21 protein-coding genes and 10 tRNA genes are annotated in these 24,074 nt (G+C 40.0%); 10 read left to right on the top strand and 21 right to left on the bottom strand.

Annotated features, from left to right (window positions below; translation table 11 throughout):
- Nucleotides 1–48: 48 nt before the first annotated feature.
- The 11 genes from CVD27_RS25585 to CVD27_RS25535 form a co-directional block, all read right to left on the bottom strand.
- A tRNA-Gly gene (locus CVD27_RS25585) sits at nt 49–122 on the bottom strand.
- A gap of 22 nt (nt 123–144) precedes the next feature.
- A tRNA-Pro gene (locus tag CVD27_RS25580) sits at nt 145–221 on the bottom strand.
- Nucleotides 222–228: 7 nt separating this feature from the next.
- Nucleotides 229–305, bottom strand: a tRNA-Arg gene (locus CVD27_RS25575).
- Between the two features lie 60 nt (nt 306–365).
- A tRNA-Leu gene (locus CVD27_RS25570) sits at nt 366–451 on the bottom strand.
- A 62-nt stretch (nt 452–513) separates the two neighbouring features.
- Nucleotides 514–598: transfer RNA gene (locus CVD27_RS25565), tRNA-Leu, on the bottom strand.
- 14 nt (nt 599–612) lie between these two features.
- Nucleotides 613–688: transfer RNA gene (locus tag CVD27_RS25560), tRNA-Lys, on the bottom strand.
- Between the two features lie 169 nt (nt 689–857).
- Nucleotides 858–932 (bottom strand) — tRNA-Gln (locus CVD27_RS25555).
- A gap of 57 nt (nt 933–989) precedes the next feature.
- Nucleotides 990–1,061, bottom strand: a tRNA-Glu gene (locus CVD27_RS25550).
- An 11-nt stretch (nt 1,062–1,072) separates the two neighbouring features.
- Nucleotides 1,073–1,163: transfer RNA gene (locus CVD27_RS25545), tRNA-Ser, on the bottom strand.
- Between the two features lie 7 nt (nt 1,164–1,170).
- Nucleotides 1,171–1,245: transfer RNA gene (locus tag CVD27_RS25540), tRNA-Asn, on the bottom strand.
- A 122-nt stretch (nt 1,246–1,367) separates the two neighbouring features.
- Nucleotides 1,368–1,838: a SprT family protein gene (locus CVD27_RS25535; RefSeq protein WP_101651776.1), complete on the bottom strand. Its 471-nt coding sequence runs from the start codon at nt 1,836–1,838 to the stop codon at nt 1,368–1,370.
- Nucleotides 1,839–1,936: 98 nt separating this feature from the next.
- On the opposite strand from CVD27_RS25535, the gene cmpA reads away from it, so the two are divergent.
- A complete protein-coding gene (gene cmpA / locus CVD27_RS25530) occupies nt 1,937–2,050 on the top strand; it encodes a cortex morphogenetic protein CmpA (protein WP_007083554.1) in 114 nt (37 codons plus the stop codon).
- A gap of 66 nt (nt 2,051–2,116) precedes the next feature.
- Here the strand turns inward: cmpA and CVD27_RS25525 are convergent, their stop codons facing one another.
- The 6 genes from CVD27_RS25525 to acpS form a co-directional block, all read right to left on the bottom strand.
- Nucleotides 2,117–4,303 carry a Tex family protein gene (locus CVD27_RS25525; RefSeq protein ID WP_180960452.1) on the bottom strand — a complete coding sequence of 729 codons (2,187 nt, stop codon included), beginning with the start codon at nt 4,301–4,303 and terminating at the stop codon, nt 2,117–2,119.
- A gap of 164 nt (nt 4,304–4,467) precedes the next feature.
- The gene (gene ndoA, locus CVD27_RS25520) at nt 4,468–4,818 is read right to left on the bottom strand and encodes a type II toxin-antitoxin system endoribonuclease NdoA (RefSeq protein WP_007083556.1); all 351 of its coding nucleotides are present in this window, start codon (nt 4,816–4,818) and stop codon (nt 4,468–4,470) included.
- A 4-nt stretch (nt 4,819–4,822) separates the two neighbouring features.
- The gene (locus CVD27_RS25515) at nt 4,823–5,104 is read right to left on the bottom strand and encodes a CopG family ribbon-helix-helix protein (protein WP_101651779.1); all 282 of its coding nucleotides are present in this window, start codon (nt 5,102–5,104) and stop codon (nt 4,823–4,825) included.
- 265 nt (nt 5,105–5,369) lie between these two features.
- Nucleotides 5,370–6,542 carry an alanine racemase gene (gene alr / locus CVD27_RS25510; protein WP_101651772.1) on the bottom strand — a complete coding sequence of 391 codons (1,173 nt, stop codon included), beginning with the start codon at nt 6,540–6,542 and terminating at the stop codon, nt 5,370–5,372.
- Nucleotides 6,543–6,694: 152 nt separating this feature from the next.
- A complete protein-coding gene (locus CVD27_RS25505; protein ID WP_101651770.1) occupies nt 6,695–7,714 on the bottom strand; it encodes a LolA family protein in 1,020 nt (339 codons plus the stop codon).
- A gap of 195 nt (nt 7,715–7,909) precedes the next feature.
- Complete coding sequence (gene acpS / locus CVD27_RS25500; RefSeq protein WP_101651768.1) at nt 7,910–8,257, bottom strand: holo-ACP synthase; 348 nt, start codon at nt 8,255–8,257, stop codon at nt 7,910–7,912.
- A 140-nt stretch (nt 8,258–8,397) separates the two neighbouring features.
- Here acpS and CVD27_RS25495 point away from each other — a divergent pair, with 140 nt between their 5' ends.
- Complete coding sequence (locus CVD27_RS25495; protein ID WP_257984492.1) at nt 8,398–9,072, top strand: rhomboid family intramembrane serine protease; 675 nt, start codon at nt 8,398–8,400, stop codon at nt 9,070–9,072.
- A gap of 34 nt (nt 9,073–9,106) precedes the next feature.
- Here CVD27_RS25495 and CVD27_RS25490 read toward each other — a convergent pair whose 3' ends face one another.
- Nucleotides 9,107–10,546, bottom strand: a complete 1,440-nt coding sequence (locus CVD27_RS25490; protein WP_101651764.1) for a PH domain-containing protein — start codon at nt 10,544–10,546, stop codon at nt 9,107–9,109.
- On the bottom strand, nt 10,539–11,018 hold the full coding sequence (locus CVD27_RS25485; protein WP_101651762.1) for a PH domain-containing protein: 480 nt from the start codon (nt 11,016–11,018) through the stop codon (nt 10,539–10,541). The genes CVD27_RS25490 and CVD27_RS25485 overlap by 8 nt, the downstream gene beginning before the upstream one ends.
- Before the next feature lie 190 nt (nt 11,019–11,208).
- Between CVD27_RS25485 and CVD27_RS25480 the strand changes: the two genes are divergently transcribed.
- From CVD27_RS25480 to menC, 5 genes are read left to right on the top strand one after another with little or no spacing between them, the layout of a single operon-like run.
- Nucleotides 11,209–12,057, top strand: a complete 849-nt coding sequence (locus CVD27_RS25480) for a MurR/RpiR family transcriptional regulator (protein WP_101651761.1) — start codon at nt 11,209–11,211, stop codon at nt 12,055–12,057.
- A gap of 27 nt (nt 12,058–12,084) precedes the next feature.
- Nucleotides 12,085–13,218 (top strand): amidohydrolase, encoded by a 1,134-nt coding sequence (locus CVD27_RS25475; protein WP_101651759.1) that lies wholly within the window; start codon nt 12,085–12,087, stop codon nt 13,216–13,218.
- A gap of 21 nt (nt 13,219–13,239) precedes the next feature.
- Nucleotides 13,240–14,724, top strand: coding sequence for an amino acid permease (locus tag CVD27_RS25470; protein WP_101651757.1), 1,485 nt, complete (start codon nt 13,240–13,242; stop codon nt 14,722–14,724).
- A gap of 23 nt (nt 14,725–14,747) precedes the next feature.
- Nucleotides 14,748–15,572 carry a GNAT family N-acetyltransferase gene (locus tag CVD27_RS25465; protein WP_101651755.1) on the top strand — a complete coding sequence of 275 codons (825 nt, stop codon included), beginning with the start codon at nt 14,748–14,750 and terminating at the stop codon, nt 15,570–15,572.
- A 27-nt stretch (nt 15,573–15,599) separates the two neighbouring features.
- Entirely contained in the window at nt 15,600–16,712 is a 1,113-nt protein-coding gene (gene menC / locus CVD27_RS25460) for an o-succinylbenzoate synthase (protein WP_101651753.1), read from the top strand.
- 628 nt (nt 16,713–17,340) lie between these two features.
- On the opposite strand, the gene uvsE is transcribed toward menC, so the two are convergent.
- Nucleotides 17,341–18,336: a UV DNA damage repair endonuclease UvsE gene (uvsE, locus tag CVD27_RS25455; protein WP_257984491.1), complete on the bottom strand. Its 996-nt coding sequence runs from the start codon at nt 18,334–18,336 to the stop codon at nt 17,341–17,343.
- Between the two features lie 88 nt (nt 18,337–18,424).
- Here uvsE and CVD27_RS25450 point away from each other — a divergent pair, with 88 nt between their 5' ends.
- The 3 genes from CVD27_RS25450 to CVD27_RS25440 all read left to right on the top strand — a co-directional run bounded on the left by CVD27_RS25450 (nt 18,425) and on the right by CVD27_RS25440 (nt 22,474).
- On the top strand, nt 18,425–19,969 hold the full coding sequence (locus tag CVD27_RS25450; RefSeq protein WP_101651751.1) for a spore germination protein: 1,545 nt from the start codon (nt 18,425–18,427) through the stop codon (nt 19,967–19,969).
- Entirely contained in the window at nt 19,966–21,129 is a 1,164-nt protein-coding gene (locus tag CVD27_RS25445; protein WP_101651749.1) for a Ger(x)C family spore germination protein, read from the top strand. Before CVD27_RS25450 ends, CVD27_RS25445 begins: the two co-directional genes overlap by 4 nt.
- A 226-nt stretch (nt 21,130–21,355) precedes the next feature.
- Nucleotides 21,356–22,474, top strand: coding sequence for a GerAB/ArcD/ProY family transporter (locus CVD27_RS25440; protein ID WP_101651747.1), 1,119 nt, complete (start codon nt 21,356–21,358; stop codon nt 22,472–22,474).
- Between the two features lie 33 nt (nt 22,475–22,507).
- Here the strand turns inward: CVD27_RS25440 and CVD27_RS25435 are convergent, their stop codons facing one another.
- On the bottom strand, nt 22,508–24,004 hold the full coding sequence (locus CVD27_RS25435; protein ID WP_180960451.1) for a DEAD/DEAH box helicase: 1,497 nt from the start codon (nt 24,002–24,004) through the stop codon (nt 22,508–22,510).
- Between the last annotated feature and the right edge of the window lie 70 nt (nt 24,005–24,074).

Raw genomic sequence — 24,074 nt, 5'->3', positions numbered from 1 at the left:
ATTATTGTTTGTTGACGTTTTTGTTTGTTTAGTTTTCAAAGAGCAATTTGGAGCGGGTGATGGGAATCGAACCCACGACAACAGCTTGGAAGGCTGTGGTTTTACCATTAAACTACACCCGCATATATTTAAATAAAATTATGATGGTCGGGAAGACAGGATTCGAACCTGCGACCCCTTGGTCCCAAACCAAGTGCTCTACCAAGCTGAGCTACTTCCCGTAAAATATGGCGCGCCCGAAAGGAGTCGAACCCATAACCTTCTGATCCGTAGTCAGACGCTCTATCCAATTGAGCTACGGGCGCACGCTTGAAATGTAACTTTTAAAGTATATCAAAGTTATTTTTGTTTGTCAATAACTTTTTTGGTGCGGCCGAGAGGACTTGAACCTCCACGGGGTTGCCCCCACTAGGCCCTCAACCTAGCGCGTCTGCCATTCCGCCACGACCGCATATGAATCAGCGACAAAATCAATCATAACATTTATCACTGTTTAATTCAAGAGGAAATTAATGGTGCGGGTGAAGGGAGTCGAACCCCCACGCCTTGCGGCGCCAGATCCTAAGTCTGGTGCGTCTGCCAATTCCGCCACACCCGCATATGATAATCGAATGGTGAGCCATGAAGGACTCGAACCTTCGACCCTCTGATTAAAAGTCAGATGCTCTACCGACTGAGCTAATGGCTCGTAGAAATGTTGTTACCTAAACTTAGTGTTTCGCCGGATGCCCACACCTCAGAAAGCTTATTCAAGCAGCAACTCGGCGTGTGCCCTGATGCTGTTTCACCGAAGCTTATTCGTTCGTGCTCTACCGACTGAGCTAATGGCTCGTAGAAATGTTGTTACCCAAACAAAATGGCTGGGCTAGCTGGATTCGAACCAACGCATGTCGCAGTCAAAGTGCGATGCCTTACCGCTTGGCTATAGCCCAATAATGTTTATAAGATTAAGAAACAGGAAATGAAACAACGTCACTCCCCGTCCCTGATGACCCCTACGGGATTCGAACCCGTGTTACCGCCGTGAAAGGGCGGTGTCTTAACCGCTTGACCAAGGGGCCAAACTATTATATGGCGGAGAAGGAGGGATTTGAACCCTCGCGCCGGTTAACCGACCTACACCCTTAGCAGGGGCGCCTCTTCAGCCTCTTGAGTACTTCCCCATATAAATGGCTCCGCAGGTAGGACTCGAACCTACGACCGATCGGTTAACAGCCGATAGCTCTACCACTGAGCTACTGCGGAATAATCATCAATAATGCTTGTCTCTAAGGCGCTCGCCCTGTCGACTCTTTACATTATATAGACCTTCAACTATAAAGTCAACATTATTTTTACATAAAGATTATTTCCAAATTATCACTCATTTATAATTCCATCTCTTTAACTTTTGATAATTTCCCTCGGCACTTCCCACATACATATCTTGAGGTATTAATACTTCTTCTTCTTTTATAGGTAAGTTTACAGTTTGTACATTGATAAATAAGTATTCTTTTCGATGTTCGTTTGGCTGTTCTTTCAGGAAGCTGATTACAGAAACGAGGTGCACCTACTTTCTGTAATAAAAGCTTAAAGTCTTGATCCTTGTGCTGATAACCCCTGCCTTCAAGATGAAGATGGTAATGACACAGCTCATGCTTTATAATGCCGATTAATTCCTCTTCCCCCAGTTGCTCTAGATACTTTTTATTGATTTCAATATTATGAGTACCTAAAAGATATCTTCCCCCAGTTGATCGTAATCTTGGATTAAACAAAGCCATATGTAAAAAGTGCCTCCCAAAGAAATCAAGAGATATCTTTTCAACTAATAATTGAAGTTCCCGCTGCTCCATTTTACAGTTCCTCACTTTCTAGCGAACGTGACAACCTATTATAGCATATATTGTATATACCCTTAATGAATGATGAACTTTTCGGGAGGTTTTACACTATGCCGACTTGGTTGCAAAACCAAATGAAAAGGGCTTTCTATGAGAAGGACCGCTATCAAATAAAGCTGTTGAACCAGTGCTGGTTTTTTTACAGAAAAAAACACTGCTCCTAAAAGCAGTGTCTAACTTTTATAGCGCCTGTAGACTGACCCTGTCTCTAGACCAGGCGCTTTCAAAACTTAAGATGACGGCAGCATAGTCAATGCCACACGGCCCTTTTTCATATCAACAGAGTCCACCCAAACCGTAACGACATCACCTACTGAAACAATATCCAAAGGATGTTTTACAAAACGATTGCTGAGCTTAGATATATGAACAAGCCCATCTTGTTTTACACCAATATCAACAAATGCACCAAAATCAACAACATTCCGGACGGTGCCTTGCAGCTCCATTCCTGCTTTTAAGTCTTCTAGTTTTAAGACATCTTTTTTTAGCAGCGGGCGGGGTAAATCATCCCGCGGATCTCGTTCCGGTCTTACTAAAGCATCAATAATATCTTTTAAAGTTAGCTCTCCAATAGCCAACTCCAGAGAAACTGATTTTAAATCCAGTCCATTAAGGGCCTTCTTTAACTCTTCTGTTCCTATGTCATTTACAGTAAAGCCTAGACTAGATAACAACTTTTTAACTTCACCGTAATTTTCAGGATGAATTCCTGTCCGATCAAGCGGTTGTTTTCCATCGATCACACGAAGGAAACCAATTGCCTGTTCGTAGGTTTTCGCACCTAAACGAGGGACCTTTTTTAATTCCGTCCTGCTCGTAAACTTTCCTTCCTCCTCACGTTTTTTGACAATATTATTTGCTGCTGTTTTATTTAATCCTGCAACATATTGTAATAAGGAAGAGGAAGCGGTATTAACATTGACCCCCACTTGGTTAACTGCTGTTTCCACCACAAAATGCAGCGATTCCGATAGGCGTTTCTGTGATACATCATGCTGGTACTGGCCAACCCCTACTGATTTCGGATCTATTTTAACCAATTCTGCTAAAGGGTCTTGCAGGCGCCGTGCGATGGAAACCGCACTTCTTTCCTCCACTTGGAAATTCGGAAATTCTTCTCTCGCAATGTCAGAAGCAGAGTAAACACTCGCACCAGCTTCATTAACGATTAAATAGAAGATTTCTTTATCCATTTCTTTTAAAATATCAGCGACGAATTGTTCTGTTTCCCTAGAAGCAGTACCGTTCCCGATGGCAGCCATTTCTACTTTATATTCACGCAGAATGTTGATAAACTTCTCACGCGCTTCTTTTGTTTTCGATACAGGTGGATGGGGATAAATCACATCTATCTTTAATACTTTCCCCGTTTCATCAACAACCGCCAATTTACAGCCTGTCCGATAGGCCGGATCAACACCTATCACTACTTTCCCTTTTAAAGGGGGCTGCAGCAACAAATTACGCAGGTTTTCAGAGAATATATGTATGGCTTGCTCTTCCGCTTTTTCCGTTAATTCAGCACGAATTTCTCGTTCGATAGATGGCTGAATCAATCTTTTATAACCATCCTCTATCGCTTCTTGAACAATCGGGGCGGCAGGGGAATGCTGGACGCGTATCCATTTGCGCGACAGATAGGCCATGATCATTTCAGCGTTGATTTTAATCGAAACGCGCAAAATATCTTCTTTTTCACCACGATTCAAGGCAAGAATCCGGTGTGGAACAATTTTATTTACAGGTTCTTCATATTCATAGTACATTTCATAGACATTTTTCTCATCTTTGTCTGCATCTTTCACAGCAGATGATACGGTACCAGATTTAAACGTTTCTCTACGAATCCATTTGCGTCCTTCGGCATCATCAGAAACCATTTCAGCAATGATGTCCTTTGCACCTGCAATAGCATCCTCAATGGAAAGAACTTGTTTTTCTTCAGACAGGAACTCTTTAGCCTTTTGCTCAATGCTGTCTTTAGGAAAAGTCATCAGCCATTCAGCAAATGGTTCTAGTCCTTTTTCTTTTGCCACAGTGGCCTTGGTTCTTCTTTTTTGTTTATAAGGCCGATATAAATCTTCAACCTCTTGAAGTTTTTCAGCCTTCGTAATCGCCTTACTTAATTCATCAGTTAACTTCCCTTGTTCTTCAATAATACGAATTACTTCTTCTTTTCTTTGTTCAAGGTTTTGAATATACTGCCAGCGTTCTAAAATTGAACGAATCTGAACTTCATCAAGGGCACCAGTCATTTCTTTTCTATAACGTGCAATAAAAGGGACTGTGTTTCCCTCATCTAGCAATGAGATAACACTTTTCACTTGTTTATGGGAAATTGAAAGCTCTGCTGCTATTTTTCCTAAGAGCTGATCATCTTTTACGACTGTATCATTCACAAAACAATCCTCCATCCTTTTTTCATTTCATTTTATCAAATTAATGTAAAGGTTTCATCAAAGACCACATGTTCTCCAAGCAAAAAGAAAAGCAAGCTAAGAGTAGCTTGCTAATTGGCAGAAAAATCATGAGACAGGATATGTATGAAAAAACGCTCTTTAAAAGAGCGTACTTTAAACTAAAATTCGATGAGACCTAAACTTACCTGTAGGGCTTCATCCACTTTTTCCATCATTTCGTCATCGAGATGGGTAATTTTATCGGTTAACCGCTGCTTATCAATTGTACGAATTTGCTCTAACAGAATGACCGAGTCACGTTCAAATCCGTAGCGCTTCGCATCAATTTCTACATGAGTAGGAAGCTTTGCTTTTTGAATTTGAGCTGTAATCGCTGCAACAATCACTGTGGGACTAAACCGATTCCCGATGTCGTTTTGGATGACAAGTACAGGTCGGACGCCGCCTTGTTCAGAACCAACAACTGGGGATAGGTCCGCAAAATAAACGTCACCACGCTTGACAATCAAAGGATTATCCTCCGCTTACAAGACGTTCAACTGTGTGTTCTGCCTCATATTCTGCTAAAAATGCTTCTGATGCAATTCTAAGATTAATCTTTGCCATTTCCATGTATCCACGTCTCATCGACTCGCGAATTTGTCTCTTTTTCCGTTCGCGTAAATACATTTTTGTTGCTTGATAAATAAATTCACTGCGATTTCCATTCTCTTGCTTAACGAAGCCATCTAACTCTGTTAAAAGATGTTGCGGTAACTTTACTAAGATTTCCGTAGTTGCGCCAGTTTCAGACACAAACATACACCTCCACCATCACTACACACCATTTTTTATCTAACCAGAATTTCATTCTGTGCTTAAATTTAACTGCACTTCTGTTTACGTCCTCCTGGAAGAAGTCAAAAGCGAGTTTTAAATTTAATACTGTACCATATTTAATAATAACACTAATCAAGCCTAATTCATAGACTAAATATAATTCTACTGTATTATAAGCCAATTAAAGATGCTTTTATGCACAATTTACCGCAATATCATAATTATGTTCAAAATTCCTTATTTACGCCATTGAATTTCTAAGAACGTCATTTTTTAAGTCGACAATTTTACCCGACTTTTTATAAAGCCTTGGAACACGATTGGTAATGATGCATGGGACTTCATAGTTAATGGTTTCAAGCTTCGCAGCCACCTCATTGACAGAAATAAATTGCTCCCCCTGCCGCCCAATTAACGTAACGATTGTTCCAATAGGTAATTTGGAAGGAAGATGTACCATACATTGATCCATACAAATTCTGCCGACGATTGGCGAACGCCTTCCATTCACTAACACCTCTTGACCTTGCAGCCTGCGAATCCATCCATCTGCATAGCCAATTGGGATCGTCCCAATCCATTCACCTTCATTACTTTCATAGGTAGCCCCATAGCTAACCTTATCCCCTTCTTTCAGCTGCTTTACATGGACAAGCCTTGTTTGCAGTGAAAAAGCCTCCTTTAAAGGAAAGGGAATTTCTTTTTCCATGGCAAGAGATGGAGTCAGACCATACATTGCAATCCCAACTCGAACTGCATTAAAATAAGCATTAGGAAATCTTATGGCAGCCGCACTATTGCTGGAATGAATATACTTTGGCCGCTTCGTTAACACCTTTAACATATCCTCAAATAATGCTAACTGTTGCTCGAAATAACTGATGTCTTGTTCATCTGCTGTGGCAAAATGAGTAAAAATCCCTTCAAAATTAAACCGACGATCCCCTAAAATGAATTGTTCAACGGTCGATAATTCATCACGGGTACGTACGCCGAGTCTCCCCATGCCCGTATCCACTTTGATATGCAGAGAAACTCTATCACCATCAGCCAAATGTTTTTGAGCTTCCTGAAGCCATTCCTTTTGAAAAACTGTAAGGGCAATATTAAATTTTGCCGCAACTTGAACATCCTCTGGCCGGGTTACCCCTAAGACCAAAATAGGCGCATCAATGCCTTTTTGTCTTAAAGCAATTGCTTCATCCATTATAGCAACAGCAAGATAACTGGCCCCCGCAGAAAGGGCGGTTTTAGCCACTTGAACATCACCATGGCCGTATGCATTTGCTTTTACCACTGCAATAATCTCCACTTGTTCTGGTAAATGATTTTTTATAGCGGAGACATTTTCCCCGATACAATCCAGATCAATTTCTGCCCATGTATCTCGGTAAAAATATCCTTGCTCTTCCATCTTTCCACTTCCTAATTAAAATGCATTTTTTATTTTACCACAAAATTGGAATATGATAATTCTTAAGAGCCGAAGCCCTTTTTTTCATACAAAAATATCATACTACTTTTCAAACTAAAAAACAGGCACTAGGCCTGTTTTAGTTTAGATAATTATTTAACAGCTTCACCTTGAACAGATTTCGCCACTTCAACCATTTCATCTCTAGTCAGATTTTTTGATGCAATCATATAATCGATACCGCCTTGTGACCAAGAAAGTGAATGATCTGATAATGCCCCGATTGTTGCACCTAAATCAACGATATCCCCCTCCATTAGAGTTGGATTGGCAGATGCAACCTTTGTTGTTACCTTTTCCTGAACAAGTGTATAAGACTTTTTGCCGTCGTAGGTGAGGACCACCCGCTTACCATCCTCGATATTGACTGTCTTTTCTTCAAGTAACTTGGTTCCTTTTAATTCAAATGTTGGATACTTAACAGAGAAAGATTGATCTTTATCTTTTCCGTTAGCCATCGCTGGTAAATTTAACTGGGCCCGAGTCATATTCTTTTTCATATCAAAATCATCTTTATCAAAATTGGCATTAAATTTCACCTTCGAAAACTCAACTGTCACAAGAGCATTTCGATCCGGATCCATCACTTTTACCACCGCAGGTGATAAATCACTTTTATTCAGCTTAATTTCTTGGAATGGGAGCATACTATTGTTTTGATAACGAGTTTTCGTTTCAAAGATATAATATTCCTTTGTGGAAGAAAATTTGGCTTCTTTATCGGCGACAATATCTTTAATTAAGGATTCATACAAATAGGCTTGGCTGCTATTTTGCGGCCAGTCGCTTTGAAATCGGAAGCTTTTGTTCAATGCCGGTGTTAGAACAAAGACGCCTTCTTTATTTCTGAGAATCATCTGACTTTGATCTTTCTCTGCATTTTTTAAATTCACACGATAGAACGTAGGATCTTTGTGCCAAATTTCCACGTTATACACCTGCGAATCCGAACCCATTTTCAACGTCATTTTCGCATTTACTTTATAGCTGGTTAAGTCACTCTGCTTACTTCTTAGTTCTTTTACCACATCATCTTGTGATTTTGAACCACAGGCAGCCAGCACGAAAATAACCATTAGCCCAGTAATAAGCATCAAAAACTTTTTCCTCATTCCTTCAACCCCTTCTTGTCTCATTTCATATGATTATCAAAGAAGAGAAAGGCAGGAATCAGGCTTATCAACCATAGCTGACCTTGTCTCTCCTATTTCCCTATGAATATATGAGACAACCATGGGGATTATTCTTACAAGAAACCAAGCCTTTCTAAAAAATAAAGACCTTGGTCAAATAGCAGGGCAGATAGTCTAATATTCAATGACAACTTGAGCAACAGCATATTCCCTGCTATGAGAAATAGACAAATGCGCCTGAACCTTTGGTTTTATAAAAAAAGGTTTTCCATACCCATCTGTATCAATTTCGATATCTAAAAAGGATAAATCACTACCAATTCCAGTGCCAAATGCTTTGGAAAAGGCCTCTTTTGCAGCAAATCTCCCGGCTAAAAACTCCACTTTTCTTGCATCCGATAAATCTTCATACTTATTCTTTTCATTTTCAGTTAAAATTCGATCAACCAATTTAATCTGACTGCTGATGATGTTCCGAACCCTTTGGAGTTCAATAATATCAATACCGATTCCTTTAATCATGGTTTCTCATCCTTCTATTTAATTTACTATTAGCATAATAGTGTACAAGACCAAAAAACTGTTTAAGATGTATAGGAAAGGAGGTTTTACACATATTTACCAGAACTGAAAGCTTTCGTGAATTTGTCCGCTTTTATCCGATGGTCTCTATTATTGTCACGATCCACTTAGTATTATATCTTTTAACCATTCTACCTATATTCCCAAACAACTGGTTCTTCGAAAATTTTTCTGGTGTTAATCTTTATATTATGGAAGGAGAAGTATGGAGATTAATCACTCCTACTTTTATGCACAGCGGTTTCTCACATATGCTATTTAATAGTTTCTCCCTAATTTTGTTTGGACCGGCATTAGAACGCATGCTTGGGAGCGGCAAGTTTCTATTCGTTTATCTTTTTTCAGGATTTATTGCCAATTTGGCTACATTGCTGCTCGAACCATTAACCTATACACATGTTGGCTCAAGCGGGGCGATTTTTGGCTTATTTGGCTATTATATAGCCATTATTATTTTTAGAAAGAGAATGATGTCCCAACAAAACAGTCAAATTATCCTCGTTCTCTGTGCAGTTAGTTTAATCATGACCTTCCTGCAGCCAAATATCAATGTAAGCGCCCATCTATTTGGGTTATTGGGCGGCTTTTTAGTGGGGGCCATTCCGTACTTTAATAAAAAAGAGCTTTCCGATTCTATCCAGACCACTACATTTTGGGCCAGCAGTCAAAGAAAAAAGGTCTCCTTCCAATCCCCCATAAAAGTATTAATCTGGGCAACGGTTATCATCCTTGCTATTCTAGGATTTTGGAGATAATACACTATTTATAAATACAGGGAGTAACCCGAGTTCATTCCGGGCCGTTCCCTGTTTCCTTTTTCCTTGAATACCAGAGATAAATACCCTGAAGAGCAGCTTGATCCAAATCAACTACACGACCTCCTGAACTGACAGCACCGGACTTTACAAAGACCTCAAGTGTACCAAGCTCTTTCCTTTTTTGAAAATAACTAACCCTCGCCTCTAGACTTTGTATTTTGTTTTTCTTCATATATATTGTTGTCCTTTTAAAACTTCCATATTTCATACTTAACTGATCTTTGCTAAGAATCCAGCCGGCCGATTTAAAGTTTAATACAGCTCTAATAGTCAGAAGGACAAGCAAGAGGAGAGAAAGTAATCCCCAGCTCTTTAGAAAGATGACTGAAAGGATCACAATCGGGATGACAAAATACCAGGACCGAAAAATATACCTCCACATTGCCCGTTTTGGCAGCCGATTAAAAACCCCAGTGATTTCATAATCCGGTAAGTAAGGACTAATTATACTTGAAAAATCGTTTATTTTTACAATCGGCAAAAGCATCACATTTGCCCCTTCTAAATTAACAGCGGACCCTCCCGCACTTTCCAAGTACACGGTTCCAAGCCCTAACAGCTGCCTAACTGGATTTTCATCTATTCTAACTGCCTGGATTCTCTTCAAAGGAATGGTCATTTGCTTTTTTTCCAGCAGTCCTTGGGAAATCACAAAATCAGTTTCTGTCCGAACCACAGTGAAATTTGCATATTTAAGCATAGTGAAGAATAAGGAGATAATCCATGTTAGGAAAATACCTAAAAATACAATGAAGGCAATAAGCATAACATTATGAACTGCCCATGATTCAATTCCGCCAAATAATTTTTTATAAGGAATAAGGTCATCTACCTGCGAAAGTATCGCAAAAACCCCCGATATCACTACCCCCATCCCGCCGGAAGTGAATGAAAGTAAGATTAGCTGTTGTATTGAAAGTTTAAAAATCGGTTTACTTTCTGCCGCCTTTTCAAGAGTGGAGTCTTGTTTAGCAGCATAAACATGTGTTTGAATCCGCCCAGCTTCCTCCTTTGAAATAGCTGATAGCACAGCTTCTGCCTCATCACCGCCGCCTGCAGTTTCAATTTCCACTTTAGCTAATCCAAATAAACGCTGCATCAGCCCCTCAGTTATATTCATACTTTGAATACGTTCAAACGGAATATACCGTTTTTTACGGAGAAAAATTCCGTATTCAATCCGCAGTTCATCCTCCTCGAATCGATACGTATACCTGTACCAAGATAAGATACCTGTAAGGAAAGTAAACAGGATGGCAATTAACGATAGGATGAGGGAAACCTGTAAGGAAGTTTTACTGTCGCGCCCAGCAGAAACAATTAAAGCAATCAGTGGGATGATGAGATTTCGGATTCTCTTACCAGTCGTAACAATACTTGCAATCGGGTGAAGACGTTTCGGTTTAGACATCTTCTTCCGCCACCCTTGCTAATTTTGATATATACTTACGAAGCTTCTCTGCCTCGTCCTCTTCCAAAGCTGGAATCTCATGTCCAGTGGCCGCCGTGTGCACAAGAACAGAGCTTAATCTATATTTTCTTAAAAGAGGACCTTGAACGGTATCAACATGCTGTACACGAACCATTGGAATAAGTGTCCTTCTTTTTATAAAAATTCCTTCCTCAAGCTCTACCTCTACTTCGCGCACCTCATACCTCCAGCTCTTCCATCTAAAAAGAGGCGAAATAAATATATGATAGATTGGGAAGATCACACCCAAGGTAATTAAAATGGTGGATATCCAAAATGGAACATCAAAAACATTCAATAATAACAGAATAACTCCGGTTATAATCCAGCCAATAACGGACCTGATGACTCCGGAAATTCTCCATACGGTTAATGCCTTTTGAGAAATTCTATTTTGCGGCTTGGCTAACAAATTCCATCTCCTCCATATCATCAGGGAAAAAGTATCTCTACCTACAATATATCCCATTAACAGCAAAAAAAAATAGTTAGGAATCATCTTTTAATTCATATTTATTTATGTTAACGTATAAAAATGAAAGTATTAACTGCAACATTTTAACAAAGTGAAGGATTTCCTTCTTTTCAGAAAGGTGGATACGATGGAACCACTTCCTTTTAAACAATTAGTTAAAGATCATTTTAACAATTTATCAACAGGACAAAAGAAGGTTGCAAATTACCTTATTGAGAATATAGATAAGGCTGCCTTTCAAACGGCATTTCAGATTGGCAAGCAGGCTTCCGTAAGTGAGACCACTGTCATCCGCCTTTCATACGCTTTAGGTTTTCAAAGCTTTAGCCAAATGCAAGAACGAATTCAAAGGCAGATGGTATTGCAAAACCAAACTGCTGCCGCTGCTTCTGATTCCATTCAATCTAGTGATAAGCATATATTTACAAAGGTAATAGAAAACCAGGTTGATATATTAAGGAATTTATTAAATTCGGCAAATATCCAAGAGATATGGAAAGCTGTGGATGTATTAATTAAGGCAGACCAGATCTTAATTGCAGGCCATCGGATTGCACATGCAGCCGCTTATTGGTTTTCCTATATGCTGAGTACGATACGAGAACAAGTGAATCTATGTTCCACATCGGATGATTTTTTCGAGAAGTTTTGTAATCTCACTAATCAATCTGTTGTTGTTGTTTTCTCTTTTCCACGATACTCCAATGAAACAATAAAGATTGCGGAGTGTGCGGTAGAACAAGGGATTACCCTGATTTCGATAACCGACCGGCTTCTCTCTCCTGTCGGAAGAATTTCTAACATCGTATTAACCACCGAGGAAAACGCAGAAACCGGCACGAATTCCATTGCATCCGTTATTAGTTTATTAGATTTAGTTATTGAGGGAATTCAACAAAAAGATAATGAACGCATCCTTGCATACCAGCAAAAGCTTGAAAAGCTTTATTCAACTTTTGGAGTATTTAATGAATAAGTATAGAAGTTTAAGAGGTGAATAAGGTTGAATACGCTAGACTTTATTAATCAACATAAAGAAGATTTACTAAAAACCTATCATGACCTCCACGGCCTGGCGGAACCCAGCTGGGGAGAAGAAAAGACATCCGGCTACATTGCAGAAAAACTGCAAAATGCTGGCCTTAAAGTAAAAAGGTTTAAAGATCACTTCGGAATAATCGCTGAAATACCGGGTATATCAAATCAGGTGGTGGCACTGCGGGCAGATATGGACGCATTAGTCCAAGAGGTAAATGGTGTGGTAAGACCCAATCATTCTTGTGGTCATGACGGCCATAGCACCATGGTGCTTTACACAGCACTTGCACTGGCTGAAAGTGGTCTGAAACCGGAGCACACACTACGATTTATATTTCAGCCTGCTGAAGAAAAAGGCGAAGGCGCTCTAAAAATGATGGAGGATGGCGCCTTGGAAAATGTCCATTTGTTATTTGGCACCCATGTACGGCCAGTTAGTGAACTTCCATTTATGAAGGCCTCTCCTGTAATTATTCATGGAGCAGCAGGAACCATTCGGGGAATAATAAAAGGACGGCAAGCCCATGCAGCCCGCCCAAACGAAGGAATCAACGTGATTGAGGCCGCAGCCTCTTTAGTTCAAAACCTTAAAGACATTGATTTACAAACAGATGTTCCTTATTCCATTAAGATGACCCAATTGGCAACAGAAAATGAAGCAACAAATGTGATTCCCGAGACGGCGAATTTTGCCCTTGATGTGAGGGCACAATCTAATAAAATTATGACCGAACTTAAACAGCGGACTGCCCATGCAATAGAGATGGCCGCTGATCGGTATGGAGCGTCTATCACATGGTCGATGGAGGAGTTTGTCCCAGCCGCTGCATTAAACAACACTGCAATGAGCATGGCGGAAAAGGCAATAGGAGAAATATTAGGGGAAGAAAATGTCGTCCCAGTTTGTATTTCCCAAGGTGCGGAGGATTTTCATTTTTACACAGCTAGAAATCCCGGTCTTGCCGCTACGATGATTGGTTTAGGCTGTGGCTTGACGCCTGGGTTACATCATCCTGAGATGAAATTTAATCCAGATGCATTGATTTATGGAACAAGAATTTTAATACAAACCTTGTTAACAGCATTACAAGAGACTTAAAACAATTAGGAGCGATGTGCGATGGAAAACACAGCACGTAAAATAGATACAACGATTGAGCAAAATAAAGTTCAAGAACCATTGGAAAGAAAATTAAAAACAAGACACTTATCCATGATTGCCATCGGCGGAACGATTGGTACCGGATTATTTTTGGCAAGTGGAGCAACCATTTCGGATGCGGGTCCTGGCGGAGCCCTTGCTGCGTATTTAATTGCTGGTATTATGGTTTATTTTATTATGACTAGTTTAGGGGAAATGTCCGCATTTATTCCAATCACCGGATCGTTTAGCACTTATTCCGACCGATTTGTTGACCCAGCTTTGGGATTTGCGATTGGCTGGAATTATTGGTATAACAACGCCATTATTGTTGCACTCGAATTATCAGCTTCTTCATTAATTATGAAATATTGGTTTCCGCATGTTCCAGGAATTGTTTGGAGCGCAGCTTTCCTTGTATTAATTTTCGGATTAAATATTTTATCTGTAAAAGGTTATGGAGAATCCGAATTTTGGTTTGCCCTTATTAAAGTAGCTACTATCATTATTTTTATAATATTAGGTTTGTTAATGATTTTTGGGATTATGAAAGGCCATACAGGCGGCTTTGAAAACTTTACGAAAGGCGAAGCACCATTTAAAGGCGGATTCCTTTCGATTTTAAGTGTGTTTATGATTGTTGGTTTCTCCTTCCAAGGAACAGAGCTTGTCGGGGTTGCTGCGGGTGAGAGTGAAAATCCTGAAAAGAACATGCCAAAAGCAATCAAACAAATCTTTTGGCGAATTTTATTATTCTATGTTTTAGCCATTTTTATTATCGGCTGCTTAGTCAGCTATAAAGATCCATTATTATTAAGCACAGATGTGAAAGACGTAGCAGTAAGTCCATTTACATTAGTCTTTAAAAATGCTGGCCTTGCCTTTGCTGCAGCTCTAATGAATACAGTTATTCTTACAGCGGTACTCTCTGCAGGTAACTCTGCGCTTTATGCGGCATCTCGTGTTTTATGGGTGCTGGCAAAAGAAGGAAAAGCGCCTGCGTTCTTAAAGCAAGTTAGTAAAAGAGGCCTTCCAACCAATGCTTTGTTCGTCTCAACATTGATTGGGATGTTATGCTTCTTAACCTCCCTGTTTGGTGACGGTACGGTTTACGGATGGTTATTAAATGCCTCTGGTTTAGCTGGATTCTTATCATGGTTAGGTATTTCTATTTCACACTACCGTTTCCGTAAGGCGTATATTGCACAAGGAAGAAGTTTATCTGAATTACCATATGTAGCCAAATGGTTCCCGTTTGGACCCATTTTAGCTACGGTATTATGTTTAGTGGCTGTTTTTGGTCAAAATTTCGGTGCCTTCTTTGGTCCAAAAATTGATTGGTACGGTGCATTGGTTTCTTATATTGGACTGCCTCTATTCCTATTAGCTTATGTTGGCTATAAGGTTGTGAAAAAGACCAAATTGGTTCCATTACATGAGGCAGATTTCAGCCGCCACGAATAGTTTTTTAATTGGGGGAAATGACAATGACAACAAAAGAGATCAAAATTCGTTCCCTAAAAACGACTGAAGAGCTAGAAGAAGTTCGCAGACTCGAAAGTAAAATTTGGGGTGAGTCAGACTCCATTCCAACACACCAAACGATTACCGCCGTCAAAAACGGCGGTTTAGTGCTTGGTGCCTTTTGTGATGGTCAGCTGATTGGTTTTCAATACAGCTTCCCTGGATTTAACGGACAGTCTGTCTATCTTTGCTCACACATATTAGGGACAGATGAACAATTTCGAAATAAAGGCATTGGTGAAAAATTAAAGCAAGCTCAACGCAAGGAGGCGTTAAAGCTTGGCTATTCTCTTATCACTTGGACCTATGATCCACTAGAAAGTATTAATGGATATTTAAATATCGGCAAGCTCGGCGGTGTGGTTTCCACTTATATACCAAACTGCTATGGAGAGATGGAAGATTTATTAAATAGCGGGCTCCCTTCTGACCGCTTCCTCGTGGAATGGAAGATTAACGAGGAAAAGGCTGATACATCTGGAACGGAGTTTGAACCGGACAGCGTTTTAGCAAACTCCCTGCTTCAGTGGGAAATCAATGAAAAGGGGCAACCCGTTGTATTGCCTTTTACACTAGAAGGCTTACATAACAACCACACTCAATTCGTACCTATCCCGAAGAACTATCGGATCATTCGTGAAACAGACTTGTCACTCGCCGCTGACTGGCGAATGCAAACGCGGAACGCATTTACTGAGCTGTTTGCTCAAGGATGGCAGATTCGCGGTTTTAAAAAGATTAGCAATCCGGAGATTCCGGTAAATTTCTATATTTTATCTAGACAGTAACCCGAGGAGTTAAAGGAGACTTTTGGCATGAAGATTAAGCAAGTCATTTTAAGACATCTGAAGCTTGATTTACTACATCCGTTTACTACAAGCTTTGGAACGGAATATGATAAGGATTTTATTTTGGTGGAAGTTAAAAATGAAGACGGCCTTTCCGGCTGGGCGGAATCGGTGGCTATGCTTGACCCATTATATAATGAAGAAACAGTTAAAACCAATTGGCATGTCCTTGAAGACTATTTAATGCCTATAGTTTTAAAAAATGAAATCCAGCATCCTGATGAACTGTTTGAAAAGTACTTTGCTCATCTGCGCGGCAATTATATGGCTAAGGCAGCCATTGAGGGCGCTGTATGGGACTTGTATGCAAAAGAGCAGAACATTTCTTTGGCAAGCGCTTTAGGCGGCGACCGATCTACTATTGATGTTGGTGTTAGTATCGGCATTAAGGACTCCATAGAAGAAACCATCGAAACCATTGGCGAACGTCTAGAGGAAGGCTATAAGCGAGTCAAATTAAAAATCAGACCCGGCTGGGATGTGGAGTTAATTAATCGGGTTCGACAAGAATACCCTGATATCCCTTTAATGGCTGATGCCAACTCGGCCTACACCTTGGATGATATGGATCGATTAGTTGCACTAGATAGTTATCATTTAATGATGGTTGAACAGCCTTTAGCTCACAATGATATTATCGATCACGCCGATCTGCAGGCTCGGATGAAAACCCCAATTTGTTTAGATGAGAGTATTCATTCTGTCGAGGATGCGCGAAAGGCCTTAAAGCTTGGGAGCTGCAAAATCATTAATATTAAGATTGGACGTGTTGGCGGGTTAACTGAATCACGGAAGCTGCATGACTTCTGCCAAGCTAACAATATTCCTGTATGGTGCGGCGGCATGCTCGAATCCGGGGTCGGCCGTGCCCATAACATTGCGATTACCTCTCTGCCAAACTTTACTCTGCCAGGTGATACGGCCGCTTCTTCCCTCTATTGGGCAGAAGATATTATCGAACCTGAAGTAACCGTTCAGAACGGAACAATTACCGTGCCAACCTCTCCAGGGATCGGGTATGAACCTAGTATAGAAAAGATTAATAAGTATACGGTTTATAGCCGGACTTATCGTGCTTAAGTTTTGCTGATTGAGGATGGCCCTTCGTTGAGAGGGGCCATTTTGTTTTGTCTTCGAGAACGAAATTGACTTGGAGTATTGAGGAAACGGTACCTAGTTAAAAATCAGAGAGGTTGTCCTCAATAGATACCCCTTGAGGACACTATTATCCTCGAAACGGAGAGAATGGACTTCAATTCCCCTCTTGAAGACACTTCGCCGTTGAATTCAGGCGAAGTGTCCTCAATCCGCCCTCTTGGGGACATTTCTATCCTCGAAACCAAGAGAATTGTCTTCAATCCACCTTCTTGGGGACATTTTTATCCTCGAAACGGAGAGAATGGACTTCAATTCCCCTCTTGAAGACACTTCGTCGTTGAATCCAGGCGAATTGTCCTCAATCCACCCTCTTGGGGACATTTCTATCCTCGAAACCAAGCGAATTGTCCTCAATCCACCCTCTTGGGGACATTTTTATCCTCGAAACCAGGCGAATTGTCCTCAATCCGCCCTCTTGGGGGCATTTTTATCCTCGAAACCAAGAGAATTGTCTTCAATCCACCCTCTTGGGGACATTATCGTCATAGAATCCGAGCCATCTGTCTTCAAAACTTAAATGATCCAGTAAGTTCAAGTTCACCTCATCGCTCTATTCCACCACAAAATTAGTCTGATCCAGCCATTTAAATCCTCCATGCTCCTTTAAATCTCTAACCAATTGAAACAGCGCGGCATCCTTTTGTTTAGCCTCAATCATACAATGAATCTCTGGTACACTGCCCTTCACTTCATTCAAAAACGTCATAAACATCTCTGGATCTACATGATCAGCATGCGCTCTAAACTCCTTATCAGAGCGAGGACTGGAAATATGCATCTTTACTGGAAGGGGCGAGTGACTCCAAGTGGAAACCACTCGTTCCCAATCGGACACCCAATCTTCCTCTTTATGATTGGCAAGATGGTGATGGTAATCAAACACCATTGGAATCCCTAACTTCTCGCAAAGATACAACGTATCCTTAAGCGTAAAAGTCGTATCATCATTTTCTAACATAATTATCCTTTGAATATCCGGCTTTATATATCCCCAATTATAAATAAACTGTTCCAAGGCCTTTTCCTTATCCTCATACCCCCCGCCAACATGAAGGACACAGCGATGCTCCGGATTTATGTCCATCCCCTTCAAAAGAGCCTCGTGCATCCATAATGTCTTTAGAGAATTTTTTAATATCTCTTTATCCAATGAATTCAGCACCACAAAATGATCGGGATGAAAGTCAATTCTCATTGGATGCTCTTTTAAAAAATCAGCCAATTTTGCTAGTGTTTCTCTAAGCGGTTTCATATAGTTCCACTCTTGTAACTCCTCGTGGTTAGCCAGTGGAATCAGCCGTGAACTAAATCGGAAAAATTGAATATCATTCCCTACATTATGCTTTAATAGCCGCAAACAATTCTCTAAATTAGATTGAGCTATTCTCTCTAATTTACGAATGGCTGCTTCCCGGTCTTTAATCTTTGAAAATTGGGAAAATGTCATAGTTTGAGAGGGAGATGCCTGCTGCAGTTCAACACTCATAGCAACATACCCGAGTTTCACAATCATATCTTCCACCCCTGCTTTAGTCGATATAATCATTTTCCCCTTCTTAGTCTTAATCCACTACAAATTATTTTCTCTTTATAGGGAAGTCTAATAAAAAGTACTGTGGAGAGAGTGAAACACCATGCCCTTTTTCTCAAAAGAAAAAAAGCAAAATCAAAACAAGGCTTCCGCCGAACAGGTTTTTTTGGGAGAAGATTTTGATGTCCGCTATAAATGGCTTAAGCAATCATTTAACCAGTGTTCAGATATCACAGTCTATGAATTAGCTGCTAATAAAACTCGGTGCGGAATTGTTTACGTCCAGGAAATGGTCGATGAAACCTTATTCGATGAGCAGGTCCTTTCCTATATTGTATCGAAGGATTTTGCAAGCTCGCATAAAGAGCTCATTCATAATTTACTTGAATTAAAATTGATCAGCTCCATCTCAAGCAATCTACTGACAGATATGCAGAAGGCCGTAGAGCTAGTTCTCGATGGAAATATACTAATATTTATTGAAGGCGACCCGAGGATGCTTGCCTTCCCATTGAAGAAATTTGAAAAAAGAGCCATCAGTGAGCCGGCCAACGAAAATGTGATAAGAGGACCGAGAGAAGCATTTGTTGAGGATATCCATACCAACCTTACCTTGATCCGAAGAAAAATCAAGTCTCCCACTTTAAAAATGGAACAGCAGTTACTTGGTAAGCTGACGAAAACCAAAGTAGTCATTGGTTACATGGAGGGGATATGCAAAGAAGAACTCATTGAAGAAGTGAGACAGCGGATTGGCCGTATCCAAATGGATGGTGTATTAGGAAGCAGTTATATTGAAGAAAATATTGATGATTTTCCCCTGTCGCCCTTTCCACAATCACAAAAAACAGAGCGTCCGGATGTAGTCGCTGCAGCCTTGCTGGAAGGAAGAGTAGTAATTTTTGTCGATGGAACCCCTATCCCTCTTATTGTACCGGTTACTTTTACTATGTTTCTTCAATCACCGGAGGATTATTATCAACGATATATCTTCGCCAATTTTGTCCGATGGCTGAGAATGCCTTTTTTAGTTATATCCCTGCTGTTTCCATCGTTCTATATTGCGGTGACTACCTTTCATCCAGTGATGATTCCATCCGATTTGTTATTGAGCGTGGCAGCCGCAAGGGATTTAGTCCCATTTCCAGCAATGGTTGAAGCGCTTATGATGGAACTAACCTTTGAAGCCTTAAGAGAAGCAGGACTGCGGGTACCAAAAGCCATTGGACAGGCTATCAGCATTTTAGGTGCATTAGTTATTGGGCAAGCGGCGGTTCAAGCAGGAATCGTTTCAGCGCCAATGGTCATTATCGTATCTTTTACAGGGATTGCCTCCTTTATTGTACCTTATTTCGATTTGGGTTTTTCCCTTCGTCTGCTTCGTTTTCCGATTATGATCTTATCGGGTACCTTTGGCATGTTTGGTTTGATGATCGGCTGTCTTCTTATTTATGTTCATTTGGTCCACCTTCGTTCTTTTGGAATGCCCTACCTTACACCTATTGCACCATTACGCGTTAGTGATTTGAAGGATAACTTTTTGAGAGCCCCTTGGTGGTTAATGAAACGTCGTCCTTCGTTCGTTGGAACAAAAGATCCAAATAGGTCTAATCTCAAGTATCCATTTACGGAGGAGAATGAAGATTGAAAAAAGTTTTCATTTTTTCGATAGTTATAAGCATGCTTTTTCTATCAGGATGCTGGTCTCGTGTAGAAATAAATGAACGAGCCTTTGTTACAACCATATTGGTGGATAAAGGTAAAGGTGGAAATATTGACGTAACCTTAACCTTTCCACTTCCAAATCGAATGGCTACAGGCCAATCCGGAAGTTCCGAGACATCAGGAAAACCATACTCAACTTTAACCTATTCAGGTGTAAATATCTCACAGGCCTTTCATAAAATGCAGGTTGATATACCCAGAAGAATTAGTTTTGGACAAACAAAGGTTGTGATTATTGGGAATGGAATGGCCAGAGAAGGAATTACAAAAATACTAGAATTTATCATTCGCGAGCCAAGCCTAAATATCAATTTAGCTATGTTTGTAGCCCCAGGGAAGGCAAAAGACATTATTAATATGGTCCCAGCCTTTGAACGCTCACAATCAAGAATCCTATCAGGGTTCAGCAGAAGCCAAATTGCTTTATTAACAACACCTAAGGACTTTTTTGAAACAGTAAATGGTGATATGGCTGTTAGTATTTTAAAGGTCGGGAAACGTAAAATGGTTAGTGAAAATGGAAAGAAGGCTGTTTGGGTGGGCACGGATGGGATCGCCTTATTCAAAAATTACAAAATGGTGGGTAAATTATCTACTTATGAAGGACGAGGGGCCTTGTGGCTGCGCAACACGATTATACGGGCACTTGTAACCATTAAATCACCTACTGATCATAAAGACATTAACTTATCCGTAATAACAGCAAAAACAAAAATTCGTCCATCAAAAAAGGAACCTTACACGTTTGATATTCACATCAATGTAGAAGATGATCTTTCAGAATCGGACTCGACCATCGATTTAAGCCGGGAAAGTAATATCAGAAAATTAGAATTGATAGCTGAAAGAGATATTGAAAACAGGATTAAAGCGGCTCTTTTAATGACTAAAAAAGCAGGTACCGACGCATTTCAGTTTGGTGAATATTTATCATGGAGCAAGCCAAAAATATGGAAAAAAGCAAAAGGAAATTGGTCGTCCATATATAAAGATCAAGTTAAAATAAACGTTTATGTGGATCTTAAAATAAAACGCAGGGGTACTGAAAATAACCCATTTTGGACAAAGGAACTAAGCTCATGATTTTTATCATTCTCGTTTTTTCCATTATCTTTTTTTATGAATGGAATTTCCTTAAGAACCGAAACCGAAAAAAAAGGACGTACTTCTTTGTTTTTTGTATCATGGGAGTTTCTTTCTTTTATTGTATTTTTACGTACCTTTTTAAATATAGTCTGAATCCCAATGACTTCATTGAATTCCTGTTTAAACCGCTGCAAACCAAAATAATAAGTTAGGTGAAGTAAAGTTGAAAACAGAGGGAATCTCACAAAGCCAAATCACCCTTTTTTTAATTCTATTTTTCTACTCCACATTTGTAGGCTTTTCTTCGGTCCAACTCGTTAAAATGACACAGTATGATTCTTTAATTGTTATTTGTATTGGTGGTTTAAGCGGTGTGATCCAAGCGCTAATTTCTATAAAACTGGCCAAAAGGAGGCCAAATGAATTTATTGTTTCCTATGGAAAGGAAATATTTCCTTACTGGATTCATCTGCTATTAATGGGGACTATGTTCTTTTTTTGTCTTCATGGCAGCGCCTTTATATTAAGAGAATATGAGGACTTCATTACCCAAGTCTATCTTCCAGAAACCCCTATTTGGGCCATCGGGATCATCTTCGGTTTGGCAGTTGCTATTGTCTCTCGTTTAGGTATCCTAACAATCTTTCGATCAGCTCAGGGTTTATTTTTTATAACCATCTCCGTCATTCTTTTAAACACTTTTTTTGTGGGTAAAGAACTACGATGGGAACGCTCGATTGCTTTTATAACTAATCATAATTTCCATGGTATTCTCCAGGGAAGTTACTTTATTTCTCCCTTTTTCTGTGAGGTGGGCTTGTTTATTTTCATTTTCCCCTATTTTATGGAAAAAGAAAAAACTTTAAAGTCCATTTTTATTGCTTTATTTTTTAACGTTAGCCTGATTATCCTATACATTGCTTTCTTATTACTTCTTTTTGGTCCGAATCTAACGGCTCATTTATCTTTCCCGATATTAGAGATGGTTCGTTTCATTCGAATCGCCGATTTTATTGAGAACTTAGATCCTCTCTTAATTGCCGTGTGGTCTACCATGGTTTACATCAAAATTAGTTTTTTCTTTTATCTGGCTGTTCAAATCCTTGCTCAGCTATTAAAGCTAAATGATTACAGACCCTTGACGTTTTCTTTAGCGGCTGTTGTGGTGTCCATGTCTATCACATTGGCTGAGAACTTTGCTAATCTTGTGGATGTTTATGAACACTCATGGCCTACCTTTGCCTACTGTGTGGAGATGATCCCATTCCTTTATTTACTTATGGATACGATAAAAAAATATGTAAAGAAAAAGTCAATGAACGAAATTCAGAAAAACACGTAAAAGAGCAAGGACGTGGTCCTTGCTCTTTTTCATTTATTGGTGATTATAACTTCTTGGTTTTGATGTCTTGCCGCCCGTTCTCTTTTCACCGCTTCTAGGTTTTACTGGCGCCTTTTTACGGTTACGGTCATAAGAGCCGCCTCTTGAGTCATCTCTTCTTCTGCGGTCTCCACGGTCAAACTGCTTTCTTTCGCGTTTTTGTGGAAGTGGAGCCTCTTCGGTTAATTTAACTGGAGTAGTATCCGGCTCTTTCGTTAACATTTTTAACACAGCAGCTACAACTGTTGAAGCATCATTAGCTTCAAGCAACTCTTCAGCCGCTGCTTTATAATAATGAAGGTTGTTCGATTCAATGGTCTGAGTAATTTTATCTACTACCGCGCGTTGTTGACCTTCCAAAGCCTCATCCAATGTAGGAGCTTTCATGCGTTCCATCTTCCGTTTGGTTGTTTTTTCAACAACAGAAAGATAAGATTTTTCACGTGGTGTAATGAACGTCATCGCTACACCCGTTTTTCCAGCACGACCTGTACGGCCGATCCGGTGAACGTAGCTCTCCGGGTCTTGTGGAATATCAAAGTTATACACATGTGTTACACCAGAAATATCGAGTCCCCTTGCAGCAACGTCTGTTGCAACAAGTACATCAATAGTACCTTCTTTAAATTTCCGAAGAACTTGAAGACGCTTCGCCTGGCTTAAATCACCATGAATCCCTTCAGCTGTATAGCCTCTTAAATTTAATGCTTCAGATAATTCATCAACGCGGCGTTTTGTCCGGCCGAATATAATCGCAAGTTCCGGTGATTGAATATCAAGAAGTCTTGTTAATACATCAAATTTATTTCTCTCTTGCACTTCAAGGTAATATTGTTCAATTAAAGGAACGGTCATTTCTTTCGCTTTTACACGAACAATTTGCGGGTCCTTCATGAACTTTTCTGCCATTCTTTGAATTGGAGCTGGCATTGTCGCAGAGAACAATAGTGTTTGGCGCTCTGCAGGGGTTGAAGCAAGGATGGATTCAATATCTTCAATGAATCCCATATTCAACATTTCATCCGCTTCATCAAGAATAACCGTATTAACGGTATCAAGACGCATTGTCTTACGATTAATATGGTCTAGAACACGTCCAGGGGTTCCAACAATAATATGTGGTGCTTTCTTTAATGAACGGATTTGGCGGCTGATATCCTGTCCACCATAAATTGGCAGAACACGAACTCTTTTTCCTGCCCCAATTTTATAAAGTTCTTCTGAAACTTGGATCGCTAACTCACGAGTAGGCGCAATAATAATTCCTTGGATAGCATCCTTTTTTGTATCAACCTTTTCCACCAACGGAATTCCAAAAGCAGCTGTTTTACCTGTTCCTGTTTGAGCTTGCCCGATCAAATCTATACCTTTTAGCCCCAACGGAATCGTCTCAGATTGGATTGGTGTAGCTTCCTCAAAACCCATTTTGAGTACAGCTTTTAAAGTAACCTGACTTAGGCCTAAATCTTCAAACTTTGTCAATGTTTTCATTCTCCTTCATCTATATAAAAAATATTTGGTATATAAGTGCTGAATATACAAACATACGCATCAAAATGCG

The organism is Neobacillus cucumis, assembly GCF_002860255.1.
GTDB classification, from domain to species: domain Bacteria; phylum Bacillota; class Bacilli; order Bacillales; family Cytobacillaceae; genus Neobacillus; species Neobacillus cucumis_A.
The sequence above is the reverse complement of the archived record's forward strand: the minus strand, read 5'-3'. Positions and strand labels throughout refer to the sequence as shown.